Source organism: Pseudomonas sp. GX19020, from assembly GCF_023371075.1.
GTDB lineage: Bacteria > Pseudomonadota > Alphaproteobacteria > Rhodobacterales > Rhodobacteraceae > Pseudogemmobacter.
Genome location: NZ_JAMCCR010000001.1, coordinates 929,335 through 942,365, shown reverse-complemented (window position 1 = coordinate 942,365; position 13,031 = coordinate 929,335). Strand labels below are relative to the sequence as shown.

Annotated in this window: 16 protein-coding genes; 8 read left to right on the top strand and 8 right to left on the bottom strand. The window is 61.5% G+C overall.

The window, feature by feature from the left end; all coding sequences use genetic code 11:
- The 3 genes from M3484_RS04645 to M3484_RS04635 all read left to right on the top strand — a co-directional run.
- Positions 1-579, top strand: a 579-nt coding sequence (locus tag M3484_RS04645) for a hypothetical protein (protein ID WP_249495918.1), incomplete at its 5' end; no start/stop codon positions are given.
- A gap of 105 nt (positions 580-684) precedes the next feature.
- Positions 685-1,155: a hypothetical protein gene (locus M3484_RS04640; protein WP_249495917.1), complete on the top strand. Its 471-nt coding sequence runs from the start codon at positions 685-687 to the stop codon at positions 1,153-1,155.
- A 37-nt stretch (positions 1,156-1,192) separates the two neighbouring features.
- Positions 1,193-2,032 carry a hypothetical protein gene (locus M3484_RS04635; RefSeq protein ID WP_249495916.1) on the top strand — a complete coding sequence of 280 codons (840 nt, stop codon included), beginning with the start codon at positions 1,193-1,195 and terminating at the stop codon, positions 2,030-2,032.
- A gap of 350 nt (positions 2,033-2,382) precedes the next feature.
- Here the strand turns inward: M3484_RS04635 and M3484_RS04630 are convergent, their stop codons facing one another.
- The 5 genes from M3484_RS04630 to M3484_RS04610 all read right to left on the bottom strand — a co-directional run bounded on the left by M3484_RS04630 (position 2,383) and on the right by M3484_RS04610 (position 6,080).
- Positions 2,383-2,835 (bottom strand): hypothetical protein, encoded by a 453-nt coding sequence (locus tag M3484_RS04630; protein ID WP_249495915.1) that lies wholly within the window; start codon positions 2,833-2,835, stop codon positions 2,383-2,385.
- Between the two features lie 107 nt (positions 2,836-2,942).
- The gene (locus M3484_RS04625; RefSeq protein WP_249495914.1) at positions 2,943-4,118 is read right to left on the bottom strand and encodes a hypothetical protein; all 1,176 of its coding nucleotides are present in this window, start codon (positions 4,116-4,118) and stop codon (positions 2,943-2,945) included.
- A 56-nt stretch (positions 4,119-4,174) separates the two neighbouring features.
- Positions 4,175-4,618 (bottom strand): hypothetical protein, encoded by a 444-nt coding sequence (locus M3484_RS04620; protein WP_249495913.1) that lies wholly within the window; start codon positions 4,616-4,618, stop codon positions 4,175-4,177.
- Between the two features lie 11 nt (positions 4,619-4,629).
- A complete protein-coding gene (locus tag M3484_RS04615; RefSeq protein WP_249495912.1) occupies positions 4,630-5,097 on the bottom strand; it encodes a hypothetical protein in 468 nt (155 codons plus the stop codon).
- Between the two features lie 374 nt (positions 5,098-5,471).
- Positions 5,472-6,080 (bottom strand): TetR/AcrR family transcriptional regulator, encoded by a 609-nt coding sequence (locus M3484_RS04610; protein WP_249495911.1) that lies wholly within the window; start codon positions 6,078-6,080, stop codon positions 5,472-5,474.
- 86 nt (positions 6,081-6,166) lie between these two features.
- Between M3484_RS04610 and M3484_RS04605 the strand changes: the two genes are divergently transcribed.
- From M3484_RS04605 to M3484_RS04595, 3 genes are all read left to right on the top strand, one after another.
- The gene (locus M3484_RS04605; RefSeq protein ID WP_249495910.1) at positions 6,167-7,087 is read left to right on the top strand and encodes an alpha/beta hydrolase family protein; all 921 of its coding nucleotides are present in this window, start codon (positions 6,167-6,169) and stop codon (positions 7,085-7,087) included.
- 69 nt (positions 7,088-7,156) lie between these two features.
- Entirely contained in the window at positions 7,157-7,819 is a 663-nt protein-coding gene (locus M3484_RS04600; RefSeq protein ID WP_249495909.1) for a YiiX/YebB-like N1pC/P60 family cysteine hydrolase, read from the top strand.
- Positions 7,820-7,863: 44 nt separating this feature from the next.
- A complete protein-coding gene (locus tag M3484_RS04595) occupies positions 7,864-8,268 on the top strand; it encodes a hypothetical protein (RefSeq protein ID WP_249495908.1) in 405 nt (134 codons plus the stop codon).
- Here the strand turns inward: M3484_RS04595 and M3484_RS04590 are convergent.
- Together M3484_RS04590 and rnk are read right to left on the bottom strand one after the other, a co-directional pair.
- On the bottom strand, positions 8,249-8,590 hold the full coding sequence (locus tag M3484_RS04590; protein ID WP_249495938.1) for a zinc ribbon domain-containing protein YjdM: 342 nt from the start codon (positions 8,588-8,590) through the stop codon (positions 8,249-8,251). The genes M3484_RS04595 and M3484_RS04590 overlap by 20 nt on opposite strands.
- Positions 8,591-9,065: 475 nt before the next feature.
- Positions 9,066-9,434, bottom strand: coding sequence for a nucleoside diphosphate kinase regulator (gene rnk / locus M3484_RS04585; RefSeq protein ID WP_283258320.1), 369 nt, complete (start codon positions 9,432-9,434; stop codon positions 9,066-9,068).
- A 491-nt stretch (positions 9,435-9,925) separates the two neighbouring features.
- On the opposite strand from rnk, the gene M3484_RS04580 reads away from it, so the two are divergent.
- Positions 9,926-11,662, top strand: coding sequence for a sensor histidine kinase (locus M3484_RS04580; RefSeq protein ID WP_249495906.1), 1,737 nt, complete (start codon positions 9,926-9,928; stop codon positions 11,660-11,662).
- On the opposite strand, the gene M3484_RS23760 is transcribed toward M3484_RS04580, so the two are convergent.
- Positions 11,647-12,558 (bottom strand): transglutaminase-like domain-containing protein, encoded by a 912-nt coding sequence (locus tag M3484_RS23760; protein WP_249495905.1) that lies wholly within the window; start codon positions 12,556-12,558, stop codon positions 11,647-11,649. The two genes, M3484_RS04580 and M3484_RS23760, sit on opposite strands and share 16 nt — an antisense overlap.
- Positions 12,559-12,674: 116 nt before the next feature.
- On the opposite strand from M3484_RS23760, the gene M3484_RS04570 reads away from it, so the two are divergent.
- Positions 12,675-12,971 (top strand): PRC-barrel domain-containing protein, encoded by a 297-nt coding sequence (locus M3484_RS04570; RefSeq protein ID WP_249495904.1) that lies wholly within the window; start codon positions 12,675-12,677, stop codon positions 12,969-12,971.
- Positions 12,972-13,031 lie beyond the last annotated feature (60 nt).

Here is a 13,031-nt window from a genome sequence, read left to right as displayed (position 1 = left end):
GCTGCCGATTTTGCACCAGTGCTCGGTGCAACGGCAACGGCGATCGACAGTAATCCCGGGCGACTTGTCCTCGCCGGCGTCGAACATGAAGCCCATGGGGTGATCCAGGCGCTGATCCTCTCTCCGGTGACGGTGGGGGCGCAGGCCATTGATCCTGCGTTCATGATCGGCAAAAGCCCGGAAGAGGCCCGCGCGGCGTTTGAGCTCGAAGCCGCAAATCTCGCTGCTGGCCTGCCTCTCTACAGCGCCGCGATCCTTGCCGAGGTCGCAACGGTTCAGGGGCCCCAGGTGGTCATTTCTCTGGCCTATCCCCATTGTGACGATGCCACGGCAGCAGTGTCGCGCGCGCCCGCGCTTTGGGATTTGATGAACCCGTCCTATATGCCTGCGCCAGCTGAGATCTCTGGCGAGGTTGTCGAAGCCGCACCCGGATGTGCCGCGCGGATCACGATCACCGCTACCGGAGAGGGGGACGCCGGCAATCTTGCGGTCCTGCGCTCGGTTGTCACCGGTATCCAGTTCCGCGACGTGGCCATCCTGCGCATCGGCGCTGAACCCGCTGGCGTTTCGCCGGAATAGGGGCGGCAAAGACCTGCCGCCCGCTCCCTGAATCTGACCGAGGATGTTGCAGACACAGGCACAATCAATAGCCTGCAGGCAACACACCAAGGCCGAAGTCCTGACATGACCCTGACCCGCTCCGCAATGATCGCATTCTCTGCAGCACTGCTCTCCACCGCCGCACTGGCGGAAGGGGATGACATGCGGCCCTGGATTGGCCATGTCCCCTCAGAGCCGGTCGAGGGTATGGCCTTTATCGATCACCCCGCCGTGCTGGCCGTGCTGGATCAGGCCGTGCCTGATGAGGGCCTGCGTCAACAGCTTCGGGTTTTGAGCCGGGCACGCGAAAGCAATGCCTCGGCTGTGTTCGAGGAGGGGGATAAACTCTATTTCCACGCTGGGCTTGCGGGCTTTGCTGCCTGGGGGATTTCGGTCTCTGTCGATGGGCAGGACGGTGCGGTCTGTATCGCGCGGGCCGTGGACGGCAAGCCCTGGCCTGACGGAACCTGGTTCGTGGACGGGAGGGCGGTTTCCCTCAGCCCCGGCGGATGCCCGACCGACGCGGCCGGGCTGCGCGCGGCATTTGCCAACTGATCACCCCCACAGCATTCATACTTGAAGAGACTTCATCATGGTCCAGCGTCACGTCCTTGCGGCCACCCTTGTGCCCACTCTTTTCGCGGCTCCCGCCCTTGCCCAGGAGATTGAGGGCTTCACCTCTGATCATGCGGATTATGCCGTTGTTGCGATCTCGACCCTGCCTGCGGCTCCCGAGCCGAAAACAGAGGCTTTTTGCAGCAATCTGATCGCCGTGGCCTCCACTCCGGCGGGCCGCGTGGTCGAGGGGCAGGGCTGGGAAGTGACGGCTGAACTGCCGCTTGGCCCGCTGACGGCGGTAAGCTTTGTCGGCACTCAGATCGAAGGCACCAGCGGTTCCTGCGAGTTCCTCAACGGGAATGTCGGGATTTTCCAGGGCTCTGATCTGCTGGCAATCGTCTATGGCACCAATGTCGAACGGCCGCTGATCGGGCGGATCGAACCTTTCGCTGCCAATGCGGTCCGCATTTGGGATGGCGATCTGCTTTCGCAACCCGCCGCAGATCTCGATCTCTCAGGAGAGGGCTATGTCCGGGTCTTGCCGCTTGCCGCGAGCGAGCATTTCTGTGGCGGCAGCCGCTCTGTGCCTTTGATCTACGGTCTTCAGATCACTGAGGCGCGGGCGCGCCTGACAGAGCAGGGCTGGTCGCCGGCGGATCATGGTCCGCCCGAGGGGCGGCCGGACGAGCGCAGTGCCGCGCTCGCAGGCAGTGGATTGATCGAGGCCGAAAGCTGCGCCGGTACCGGCTTTGGCTTCTGCGCTTTTGATTATGTGGCGGGGACGGATACCCTCTCTGTGATCACCGCGGGAGAGGGACCTGAGGGTGGCAGCCCCGTTGTCTCTGGTTATGATGTCAGCTGCGGCAAGGGGTGATCTCCGGGCAACACCTGGGGACATGCACAATCAGGGCAGACCGGATGAACAGTCCGGCTTGGTTTCGGAAGTGTCGGTGCCGGTAGTATGAGCATCAATCTGGCTCCCGGCCCGTTCATTGCCGTGCCGGAACAACGGGGCCAACTTCCCTGTAAAGTGAGGGAGTGAGCTTCTGCTCCAGCTGCCAGCAGAGGATGTCGTAGCGCGGCCTGGAGTGCTGGTCACAGGCAAATTGGCGGTCGAGGGGCTCCTTGGGCAGATCGCACGGCGGTGGTGGGCCGGCGGCGCTCAGGGATGAGAGCTGCCCGGGTGCGGAGCTTCAGCGAAAAATATCGGCGCGGCCGTGGCGATCATGGGCTCTGGCCCATGCCAGTCCGAGCCAGCTTGCGGCGAGAGTGGCTCCGGATATTTGGAGCGCAGGGCCGACAAAGTGCAGCACGGTATAATAATGCGCGCCCACGCTTTCCGCCCATCTTGCAATGTGTTCGGGGATGCCCCCGGGCATGGCGCCGCGCCATCTGGATGATGCCGCCGGTATCGAGATGGGGGATCAGGCGTCGATACGCGGTGAGCAGGGATGAGATGTCCTTCTGGGCGACAGCGGGGGCACCTCCTGTGACGCGCAGCAGGTGAAACCGAAGATCCTCATACTCCGCCGGGTCCAGAAGGGCGGCGGCCTTCGGCAGCAGCGGACGCAGCCGATGGTGGTTGCGCGGCCAGAATTTACCTTGTCGCTTCTGCGCAAAGCTCTCGGTCTCATCGGCCAGAAACTGACGCAGAAGATCGCTGTCCTGGGTGGTCATGAAGTCGTCCTTCCAGATTGCCCTGCAGGGGTGAGCCCGGTTGCCTGTATTGGGCACCGGCGTTCCGGACCTGCAGTATTCTCATGTCCCGACGCTGGGATGCAGCTTTATTCCTTCAGAAAATTCAGACCCTCAATGACCAGAAGTTCGTCGGAACCGATGTCGGGAGCGAAGATGCTCATCATCTCGATGCTGCCGTCATCGCCTTCAAGCGCAAGCGTTGTGTCCTCCAGTCTGTAAGTGCCACGTTGGGCGGGTCGATCACCTGCAACGGTCACACCGCCAGTGTCGGACGCCGTGGTCGCGCCGAACCAGCCCTCGCGCATAAAGGTGCCATCGGGACGCAGGGTCAGGCTGCGCTGGCTCGCTACACTGGATGAAGAGCTCGCACCGTTGCCGCTGGCGGACCAGAGATGCGTCCAGGTGCCGTTCAGGATGCTTCCCTCGGCAAAGGGCGGGATGCGGAAATGCGTCTCGTCATCGATCAGCAGATCTTCCCCCTTCACCGCGAAGGTCAGGCTCTCTTCCTCGAGCAAGCCATAGTCATTTGCGACGGCGCGCAGGATGATGTGGTCTCCTTCCAGCCTGTAGGTACCGCAAGGTCGCGGGTCCTCGGCGCAGAATTCCGACAGGGTGACACCGCCGGTGGGCAATTCCGTGCCAAACCGACCGCGGCGGTCGAACACCATGATCTCGCTTTCGGAGGTGTAATCCATGCCCCCGAGGACATTGATCTGAAGCCCGGACGAGAGATGCGTATAGACGCCCTCCAGCCCGCCATCGCCCCGGGTCGGGATCAGGGCAAAGCCTTCGTCATCGGGGTTGAGCCGCAGGGATCGCACCGTTGCCGCAAAATCCGCCTCGGCCGCCTCGCGGTTCTCCCCACGCAGGCCTCCGGTGACCAGCATCAGAAAGATCTGACGATGGTCGTCAGGGACGCCAACCAATGTCTGGCCAAAGCTCACCCCCTCGCGGCGCTCGCAGCAGCGTGCATCGACGCGGATGCGGTGACCCGAAGTGGTAAACCCCTGTTCGGCGGTGTCGGGATCCTCGTCCGCCAGAGCGGGCAGGGTGCCCCGGGCAAGGGTCTGGAAGTTGTCGTCAAAATCATTGCCCGCCTCGGCGAATGGACCAAGAATGGCAATGGTTGCGATACCAGCACCACGTTCGTCCGAGGCCTCTGCAAAGCTGCGGGTCAGTTGGCGGGTGGCACCTTCGTCAGAGTATTCCCATCCCTCCGACAGCGTCAGGGTGCTGCCGCCCAGGGTGATGTCTTCGGCCATAGAGGGGCCGCCAAGCAGACAAAACCCAGGCAGCAGGCAGCGTATGAGGGCGAGGCTCATCCGGGGACGCGCGTCAGGGTCAGAAGCGCCTGATCGAACCACCAGAGTTCCATGACACCGGGTGCGGGCGACAGGTAGACGGCACCGGGCCCCCAGGGCTGGCCGCCATCGCCGCAAAGCACGGCAAGAGCACCTGTTGCGCTATGAATAGGGTCAGCAGTCTCGGCGGCCGGAAGAACCCGTGGTGCGATGCAATTCTCAAGCGCGGTGTTCTCCGGCTCCGATCCATTCGGATGCCAGGTCATCGCGCCTTCTGTGACAGAGAGCACCGCCCCCATATAGCTCGGGTCATCCTCGATGATCGCAGTGATCTGCTGCGACGGATCCTGCAGCCGAACGGCGGTCACCTGCCAGTCGCCAAGCGGCAAGCCGCCTTGCGCCAGAGCCATGGAAGCAGATGCCATCAATGCACAAGCGGTCGGTGCCACAAGACGTTTCATGATCGTTCCCTTCATCGCATCAGGACGCTGTCCTGCGTCGCTTTGTCATAGGAAAGGCCAAAGGCCTGCAACGCGCCGGATTGCAGGCGAGTACCGTTTTCCGTCGTCGCTGCATCGAACAGCCATTGGTAGAGACGCGCCTGGTCATGCGGCGGATCCGTTTGCAGACTGGCAGCCAGGATCGCGAACTTCGCTTCACGCCCCGGGACCTGCGCGAGTGCCGCGCCGATCTCGCCGAGGAAAGCCCCTGCGGCATCCGCCAGCGGATACCATATGCCGCCGTCGCTGGTCTCTGACGCCGCGAGAGCACTCAGAACCGAAGCCTCCCGTGCGCCGCCCCGCAGCAGAAGATAGGCCTGATGCCCCAGAGCCTCGGTTCGATCTGCGGCAACCATTGCGCTGATGTATTCCCTGAGCGCAGCTGCATGGCTTCGATCAAGCGCGTCAATCATAGCGACCGGCTCACGGTCAATTGCCATCTGTAGCGCGTCGAGCAGCCTGTCGCGTTCTGCCGGGCGCTGCCGCTCAATCTCTTCGGTAAGCTCAGCAAAGACTGTAGGAGTGATGGCCGTCTGGTCTGGAATGACCGGCGCGGGCGGAGCAGGCGGCCTCCATGCGAAAACAACAAGCAGGACAAGTCCCAGGATGCACGAACCGAGAATGAGTCTCCGCCGGGTCTCCATGGTCCGGTTCCTTTCCAGCGCAGAGGCTTTTGCGGAGAGCTTAGGCATTCCCCCGGGAAAGGGCACCCTCGTCGAGGCGGCGGAAGGCTTTGCGGCGAAACTCTGCCGTATCGCCCATGCGGTTGGTACCAGTCTTCCCGGGCGCTGGTGTCCGTTCTGGAGCCGGATGTTCAGCCTTGGGCTCGACGCCGCAACTCTGCCCGGATGAGTGTTTCTGCGGCGAGGCCCGCATCGTCAAACCAGACTGCGTCGCGGTAAAGCAGCGCATCCGCGAATGCTCCATCCATCAAGAGGACGATCTGGCGGGCCAGGGATGCAGTATTCGAGGATGCGGTATGTCCTCCGTGGCCCGCCGCCTCCAGCACCGTTTCCAGCCATTCGTCCACGCGCTTCTTATGGGCGCGGGCCGCGACCACCGCGGGATGCCCCGGCAGTTTGACCAGCTCAACCGAGATCCGCAGAAAGCCGCAGCCTTTCCAGTCCCCGCGACGGGCTGCGCGGCCAAGCGCGGTGAAGATCGCCCGAATTCTTGCGGCGACATCCCCTTCGGCCCGGCTGAACCAGTGCCGGAAGGCGGCAAGATTGGGCTGATCCCTGGTTTCTAGCCAGGCCGCGATCAGATCATCCTTGCTGCGGAAGTGGTAATAGAGGGTGCGCTTGGTGACAGCGGACGCCTCTGCAATCGCATCCATGCTGACGCTATGCACGCCATCGGCATAAAAGAGCTTTCCGGCGGCATCGATGATGCGCTCTCTGGTTGGCTTCGGAGCTGCTTCCATCGGCTAAAAGTATACCGACCAGTGAATGTAATCAATCGCCGGCCACGGCTAATCTCGCCGCTATGGAAAAGCTCTGTCTCACTCGCTTGTCGCCCGAACCGGTCATTCTGCACTGCGATGACGGTATCAGGCTGCAGGGGCATCTGTGGCACCCGAAAGCCCCTGCCGAGGGGCTGATCATTCTCAATGCGGCGACCGGAGTGCCGGCGCGCTGGTATCATCGCTATGCGGCATTCCTTGCGCAAAACGGGTTCCGGGTGCTGACCTGGGATTATCGCGGCGTCGGACTGTCGCGCCCGCCGCGATTGCGTGGCTGTGGCTATCGCTGGCGAGACTGGGGTGAGAAGGATTTTCACGCGGTTCTGCGCTTCATGCAGCTTTCGGACGAAGCCGTCCCACTGATCGTGATCGGCCACAGTATCGGCGGCTTCCTCCCGGGTCTTGCCTGCAATGCCGGGGCGATTGACGCCATGCTCACGGTGGGTGCGCAATATGCCTGGGCCGGAGATTACGCGCCGCGACACCGGCTGCGGCTTTGGCTGAAATGGCATCTGGTGATGCCGGTTCTGACCGGGCTTTGCGGCTGGTTTCCGGGGCGCGCCCTTGGCTGGCTCGAGGATCTGCCCAAAGGCGTTGCACTGGAATGGGCCTTTCGCCGCGCGCGTTTCGAACTCAGCCATCCCAGGGCTGAACGGAAGGCGGTCCTGGCACGGTTGGCAGCTGTCCGCGCGGAAATCCTGGCGGTCGCCGTTTCCGATGATGATCTGGGGACGGTGCCGGCGCTCAGGCGGGCCTTGAGCTATTACACCGGGGCAGGGCGCAGCCTTGTGCGGATCCATCCCGGGGATTACGGGCGCGATCAAATCGGCCATTTCGATCTGTTCCATGACCGCCATAAAAACGGCTTCTGGCGCGAGACGCTGGCCTGGCTACACGAGGGACACAATCCCTGGGCGGATCGCCTGATCGACCGGATGGAGCCGCGCTCCGGTCAAACGGAGTGTTGACCGGGCGGCCTCTCGCCAGGCCTGTCCCGCCATGGCAGGATGTGGATGCGTGACAGGAGAGCGGGCGGAATGATGACCGGAAAGCAGCTTTTGGCGGCAGCGGCATTTCTTCTGCTCTCAGCGCTTGCCGGTCAGGCGGAATCCTTCACCGACTGGCGCAACGGCGATCTGATTTTCCACGATTCCAACTCGTCGCAGTCTGCGGCGATCCGGCTGGCGACGGGAAGCCCTTACACTCATATGGGCATCGTCCGCGTCAGCACCGGAGAAATCACAGTCATCGAGGCCGGTCGAACCGTCACCGAGACCCCGCTTGCGGCCTTTATCGCGCGCGGCACCGGCGAGGATTATGCGGTCTATCGCCTCCGTGATCTGTCGAAATCCGATGCAGGCCGCGCGCTTGAGGCGGCCATGGCCTTTGCGGGCCGGCCATATGATATCTTCTTTCGCCTCGATCCGGATGCACTCTATTGCAGTGAACTGCCGTTTCACGCCTTCGGCAATGTCGGCATCAGCCTTGGCCAGGTACAGCAGTTTGGCGAACTCTCGATCAATACCCCGGAAGGACGGGCGCTCTTTCTGGACCGCTGGCAGGAGCATCCCGATTGTCGGGCACAGGGCGTCAATCGTGAAGGATGCTGGAATTTGCTCCGAGGGCAGGAAGTCGTAACGCCGGTCAGTATCGCCCGGGATCCGCTGGTCGAGCAGATTTATTCGGGCTTCCCACCCTGACGACCGCTGTGATGTCTGCGCGGAAGACTGTAAAGCGCTCGCGCATGGATCGCTTATTCTTCCACACAACAGGCAGCGGCGTTGATCGTCTGCCTGACCGTCATGCTGAACAGAATCTTCATGGCCAGCCGGATATCAATAGTTCAATCGCTCTGGTCAGGTACCGCCCATTAGTGCCAGCAGGTATTTTAACTGATTTCAGTTCTGGGTTAAACCAGATCATCAGAGTGCAACGGTTCCTCACGGCAGCGATATTGGTTCGTCCGTTCGTGGTCTTGCGGCTCTGGCCTGTCGGTCTTTCGATTCAGCTCAGTTACCACGCGGGGCCACAAGATGAATCTTACACGCAATTTGCGCCACAGATCCGTAAGCGAAAGCCGCCTGGTTACATATTTGTGCTGCGGCGGGCAGCATGGAAGGCAGCTTCCGTCAATCTGAAACCCTCTTAACGAATTGTGATTTCAGCCCTATCTGACCAATCCCGGGGATCTTGCAGTCTATGTCATGATCGCCGTCCACCAGCCGGATGCCACGCACCTTGGTGCCCACCTTCACCACGGCAGAAGAACCTTTGATCTTCAGATCCTTAATGACTGTAACCGTATCTCCGTCATGCAAGACGTTACCAACGTTGTCGCGCACCTCTGGAGCAGCGCTGCTTTCAGCGGCACCGGGTGGCCACGCGTGACCGCATTCGGGACAGGTCAGCAGCGCGTCAACCTCATAGGTGTAGACGGAGGAGCATTCGGGGCAGGGAGGCAAGGTCTCGATCATCTTTCGATGCGTAACGGGATCTGTTCCGCTTTTCCATAGACACACGCGTCGGCGCTCGTAGAATTTCCTGGTTATGCGTTGGCCGGGTATACCTCTCGAACCCTGATCCGCCGCCGTAGTCCCCCGGTTCGGGCACTGGTTATTATCTCTCGAAAATGGCTCTGGCCTCCATACAGCCATTATCTGAAGCTTCAGTCAGGACTGCCGCAGATCAGGGTCCGCCAAGGCTCCGCGATCAGAGCCTACAACCGTGTTGGGACACCCTGGTCACTATAAATCCACTGAGAGTGTCGGCCACTGCTCGTCCAGCGGGTCACAAGCGCAGGGCAAAACAACATTGCCAAGGTCATGACAGGCGTTGTTCGGACCCCGCCACAGTCGCGCCGCCTTCAGTCTGCAGTGCAACCAGCGGCGATAATCTCGTTGAGGAAACAAAGGGGGCGCGCGCCGGGGTTGCGCTGAAAAATGCCGATCAGTCTCCGTGGCCTACAGAGAGTACGGTCAACTGGCGACATGCACCCTCGTTTGTTTCCCAGCTGAAGCGTGCGCCGCGTTGCAAGCCGATCAGCGCGATGCCGATTGGTGTCGCAACCGATGCTTTGCCGGCCGAAATATCCGCGTGTTCGGGCAGAACCAGCGTAATGCGCTGCTCCTTGCCGGTTGTTTCGTCACGGAAGGCCACATGGCTGCCGATCGCGATGACATCATCCGGCAAATCGGCGGCGGGCACAGTCGTGGCGCGGGCCAACTCGTCAAAGAAATGCGCTGCCAGATCTGCGTTGCGATGTTCCAGACCCTCGGCAAGCTTTTCGAGGATGGGCATGGCCTCTTCCGAAATCATGATGGCGGGCGGCACGAGGGGTTCAGACATTGGGAGGGCTACTTTCAGGGGGCCTGGAGCTAGGCAGCAGTTGCCCGGCTTTTTGCGATTGCGATTGATGAGAGAAAGCAGGAAGGATCGTTGCCGCCCGGCGGCGGCGTGCCATGGGCGGTTCAGAGGACCCGGCGCGGAGATCGTTTCTTGCTCATTATTCCAAGCTGGGGGCTGCTACGCGCAAAGTCAAGAATGCCTGCCGCTGCGGATCAGATGCGCCCAGCCAAATGTGAGGATCATCTGGACAGTCTTCCGGACAGCACCCTAAGCTCCGCAGGATAGTCTCGTTCTTGCGGTGATCCATGGCCGAGCGCTTATTTGCGGGAAGCGACGAATTCTTCGGAGGCACTGATGCTGCCGGCGATGCCCGAGCGGCCATTCTCGCGGTCGACTGGGCAAGGACAGCAGCAGGCCCGGTATCTGAATGGCCGTCTGCTTTACGCTCGACGGTCAGAACGATGCTCTATGCCGCTTCGCCCATGGCGGTGTTGATCGGTCGCGAGGGCATTGTCGTCTGCAACGAGGCCGCCCGGGAGATTTTCGGCGACGCATGGCGGGAGGCGCAGGGCAGGCCGGTTTTCAAGTCTCTGCCGGTTGCCCGGAAATTCTATCGCGACAAGATCGACGATGCCTTCCGGGGAAAAAGCCACCGACTGAAAGATCAGCCGATCCGGCTGATCCGGGACGGAGAGGCCGCCACCTGCTGGTTCAACCTCGGCCTCTCGCCGATCATCGGTGATGATGGTGAGATCTTTGGCACATTGATGGCTGCCAGCGAGACCACCAATCATATTCGCACGCGGCGCGCCCTTACCCTCGCGCAGGAGCGGGTCGAGGTTGCACTCGAAGCCGGCGGCATTGTGGGAACCTGGGATTTCGACGTTCGGTCCCGAAAGATGCTCATAGATGGCGCGCTGGCAGAGAAATATGCCATCCCTTCGGCTGAGGCACGGTCGGGGATCCTGATCGAGACCCTGTTCGAGAATCTGCATGAAGAGGATCGCGGTCGGGTTCTGGCGGCAGTCGATGAGGCCGTGCTTCGCCGCGAAAAGTTCCACAGCCGGTTTCGCACCATAACCCCCGACGGCGCGCTGCACTGGTATGACGCGTCGGGTCGACCGATCCTTGATGAGGAGGGCGGCATCGCGGGCTTTGCAGGGATCGTCATCGACACGACAGACCAGTCCGAGGTGGCGGCGGCGCTGGTGGACAGCAATCTCAGGTTTGAGACGCTGGTCGAGGCAATCCCCCAGATCGTCTGGAGCACGGATCGTCACGGCAATCATGATTTCTTCAACCGGCGCTGGACCGAATTCACCGGAATAGCCCATGAAGACATTACCCCGTTGCTCTGGACCAAGCTGGTGCATCCGGAAGATTATGACCGCGTCAATCACGCCTGGTCCGAATGTCTGAAGACAGGCACCCCCTATGATATCGACTATCGGTTCAGGCATCATCGTGACGGATATCGCTGGCTGAGGGTCATTGCCCTTCCGATGCGGGATGCACAGGGCAACATCACACGTTGGTACGGCACATCCACCGATATCGAAGATGCAAAGCTGCTGGAGGCCGAGCGCGAACTGGTCAATCGTGAGCTGGATCACCGGATCGGCAATCTCTTCGCGCTGGTAAACGGGCTGATCAGCCTCTCGCTGCGCGACCAGCCTGAGGCGAAGCCATTTGCGCAGGATGTCAGGGAGCGGCTGGGCCTGCTACACAAAGCACATCTGTTGATAAAGGCTGCGGGAAAAGACCAGTCGGTGCCAGTCCGTGATATCTTGCGGGATGTGCTTGCCCCTTATGCCCTGAATGGCGAGGGTAGAGAGGTTATCACGGGGCATGCGCTTCAGGTGCGCGCAGAACTGGCTTCGGCCTTCGCACTTGTCTTTCACGAACTTGCGACGAATTCAGCAAAATACGGTGCGCTGTCTGTAGCGGAGGGACGGATACAGATTGCATTGCACAAGGACACCGAGGGGACGACCATTGAATGGCACGAGCAAGGCTGTGTTGTCGGTGACGGTGACGGAGACGGGCAGGCGCGGGGCTTTGGCTCGAAACTGATGACGGCGGTTGTGGAACGTCAGTTTCGCGGCACATTCGAGCGTGACCTCGGGCCGGATGGAATGCGTGTCACGCTGCGCTTGCCGCCAGAGCTGTTTCAGGAAGAGGACTACGATCCGGTCTGACCGGAGCTGCTGGCTTCCGGGGCGGCCGCATCCTTCGCTTCCTCGGTCCAGACCCTGAATTTTGTCAGCTGATGCGGGCCGAAGGAGTGGATCAGCGGGATGTCGGTGGCATCACGGCCGCGCGCAATCACGACCCGACCGATACGTGGCTCATTGTGGCGGGCGTCGAGGGTGAACCAGCGGTCCTCCAGCCAGACCTCGCACCATGCATTGAAATCCATCGGGGCCGGGTTCGGGGCCACGCCGATATCGCCGAGATAGCCATTGGCATAGCGTGCGGGAATGTTCATGCAGCGGCAGAGCGTGATGGCCAGGTGGGCAAAGTCCCGACAGACGCCAACCCGCTCGCGCCAGGCTTCCGATGCGGTCCGGGTCGGGCGGGCATGCTCATAGCCGAAAGTGAGGTGGCGGTTCACATAATCAAAAATGGCCCGCACTCTGGACCATCCCGGCGCAACATTGCCAAACAGCTCCCATGCCTGCGTCATCATGATGTCAGTTTCGCAGTAGCGGCTGGCAAGGAGATAGCCGAGAACTTCGTCCGGCAAAGTGCTGACCGGGCATTCCCTTGCCGTGTCGTCCCAGGCGTCGGGCTCTCCACTGACGTCGACCAGACTGTCACGTGAAAGGCGTGTTGCCCCCGCCGGCGCAGTCAGGCGCAGGCAGAGATTGCCGTAGGGGTCGGTATATGTCCGGTGCTGAACGGCCGGAGAGAGCTGCAGTCCGCTGGTCTTTATGATGGTGCCCTCTAGGTCGGGATGCGGGTCCAGCAGGGCGATCACCTCGGTCGGCTGATCGCAGGTGATCTCAATCTCGTAGCCTAACCGTATAAGCACATTTGCACCTCTCAACAGACGCTGAGAGAACGCGCGGATGGCAGAAGAGGTTCCGGGCACGGCGGAATCCCACCATCCGGCAAGGTCTCGCCGATGGCAGAAGACCAGCCGGAACCTGTCCCGCGGGGCGGACGTTTTTCCAGCACGAGTGTTTTGGTGTAAAAGGAGAGAATGCCATGGACCATACCAGACATATCCGCCTGAATGACACTGAGCTGACCGAGGCCGTGCTGAACGGCGCGACCATCTATGGCCCCGGAGACGAGAAAATCGGCCATGTTTCCGAAGTGCATGGCCAGGGAGCCGGCGCGCAGGTGGTTGTCGATGTCGGCGGCTTCCTCGGCATCGGTGCGAAGCCCGTTGCTGTTCCCGCGCGCGATCTCGATTTCATGCGGGATGAAAGCAATGCCGTCCATGCGGTGACCCGCTGGACCAAGGATGAGCTGAAAGCCTTGCCCGAACACCGCCACTGATCTGGCACTGATCGGATCGGGACGATTGTCCGCCCGCGCGGTGAGGCGCGGGCGGGTTTG

Excerpts from the sequence above, each read along its gene's own strand:
- M3484_RS04640 (WP_249495917.1), top strand. The coding sequence starts at position 685 with ATGACCCTGACCCGCTCCGCAATGATCGCATTCTCTGCAGCACTGCTC.
- M3484_RS04635 (WP_249495916.1), top strand. The coding sequence starts at position 1,193 with ATGGTCCAGCGTCACGTCCTTGCGGCCACCCTTGTGCCCACTCTTTTC.
- M3484_RS04630 (WP_249495915.1), bottom strand. The coding sequence starts at position 2,835 with ATGACCACCCAGGACAGCGATCTTCTGCGTCAGTTTCTGGCCGATGAG.
- M3484_RS04625 (WP_249495914.1), bottom strand. The coding sequence starts at position 4,118 with ATGGCCGAAGACATCACCCTGGGCGGCAGCACCCTGACGCTGTCGGAG.
- M3484_RS04620 (WP_249495913.1), bottom strand. The coding sequence starts at position 4,618 with ATGAAACGTCTTGTGGCACCGACCGCTTGTGCATTGATGGCATCTGCT.
- M3484_RS04615 (WP_249495912.1), bottom strand. The coding sequence starts at position 5,097 with ATGGCAATTGACCGTGAGCCGGTCGCTATGATTGACGCGCTTGATCGA.
- M3484_RS04610 (WP_249495911.1), bottom strand. The coding sequence starts at position 6,080 with ATGGAAGCAGCTCCGAAGCCAACCAGAGAGCGCATCATCGATGCCGCC.
- M3484_RS04600 (WP_249495909.1), top strand. The coding sequence starts at position 7,157 with ATGATGACCGGAAAGCAGCTTTTGGCGGCAGCGGCATTTCTTCTGCTC.
- M3484_RS04595 (WP_249495908.1), top strand. The coding sequence starts at position 7,864 with ATGGATCGCTTATTCTTCCACACAACAGGCAGCGGCGTTGATCGTCTG.
- rnk (WP_283258320.1), bottom strand. The coding sequence starts at position 9,434 with ATGATTTCGGAAGAGGCCATGCCCATCCTCGAAAAGCTTGCCGAGGGT.
- M3484_RS04580 (WP_249495906.1), top strand. The coding sequence starts at position 9,926 with ATGCTCTATGCCGCTTCGCCCATGGCGGTGTTGATCGGTCGCGAGGGC.
- M3484_RS04570 (WP_249495904.1), top strand. The coding sequence starts at position 12,675 with ATGGACCATACCAGACATATCCGCCTGAATGACACTGAGCTGACCGAG.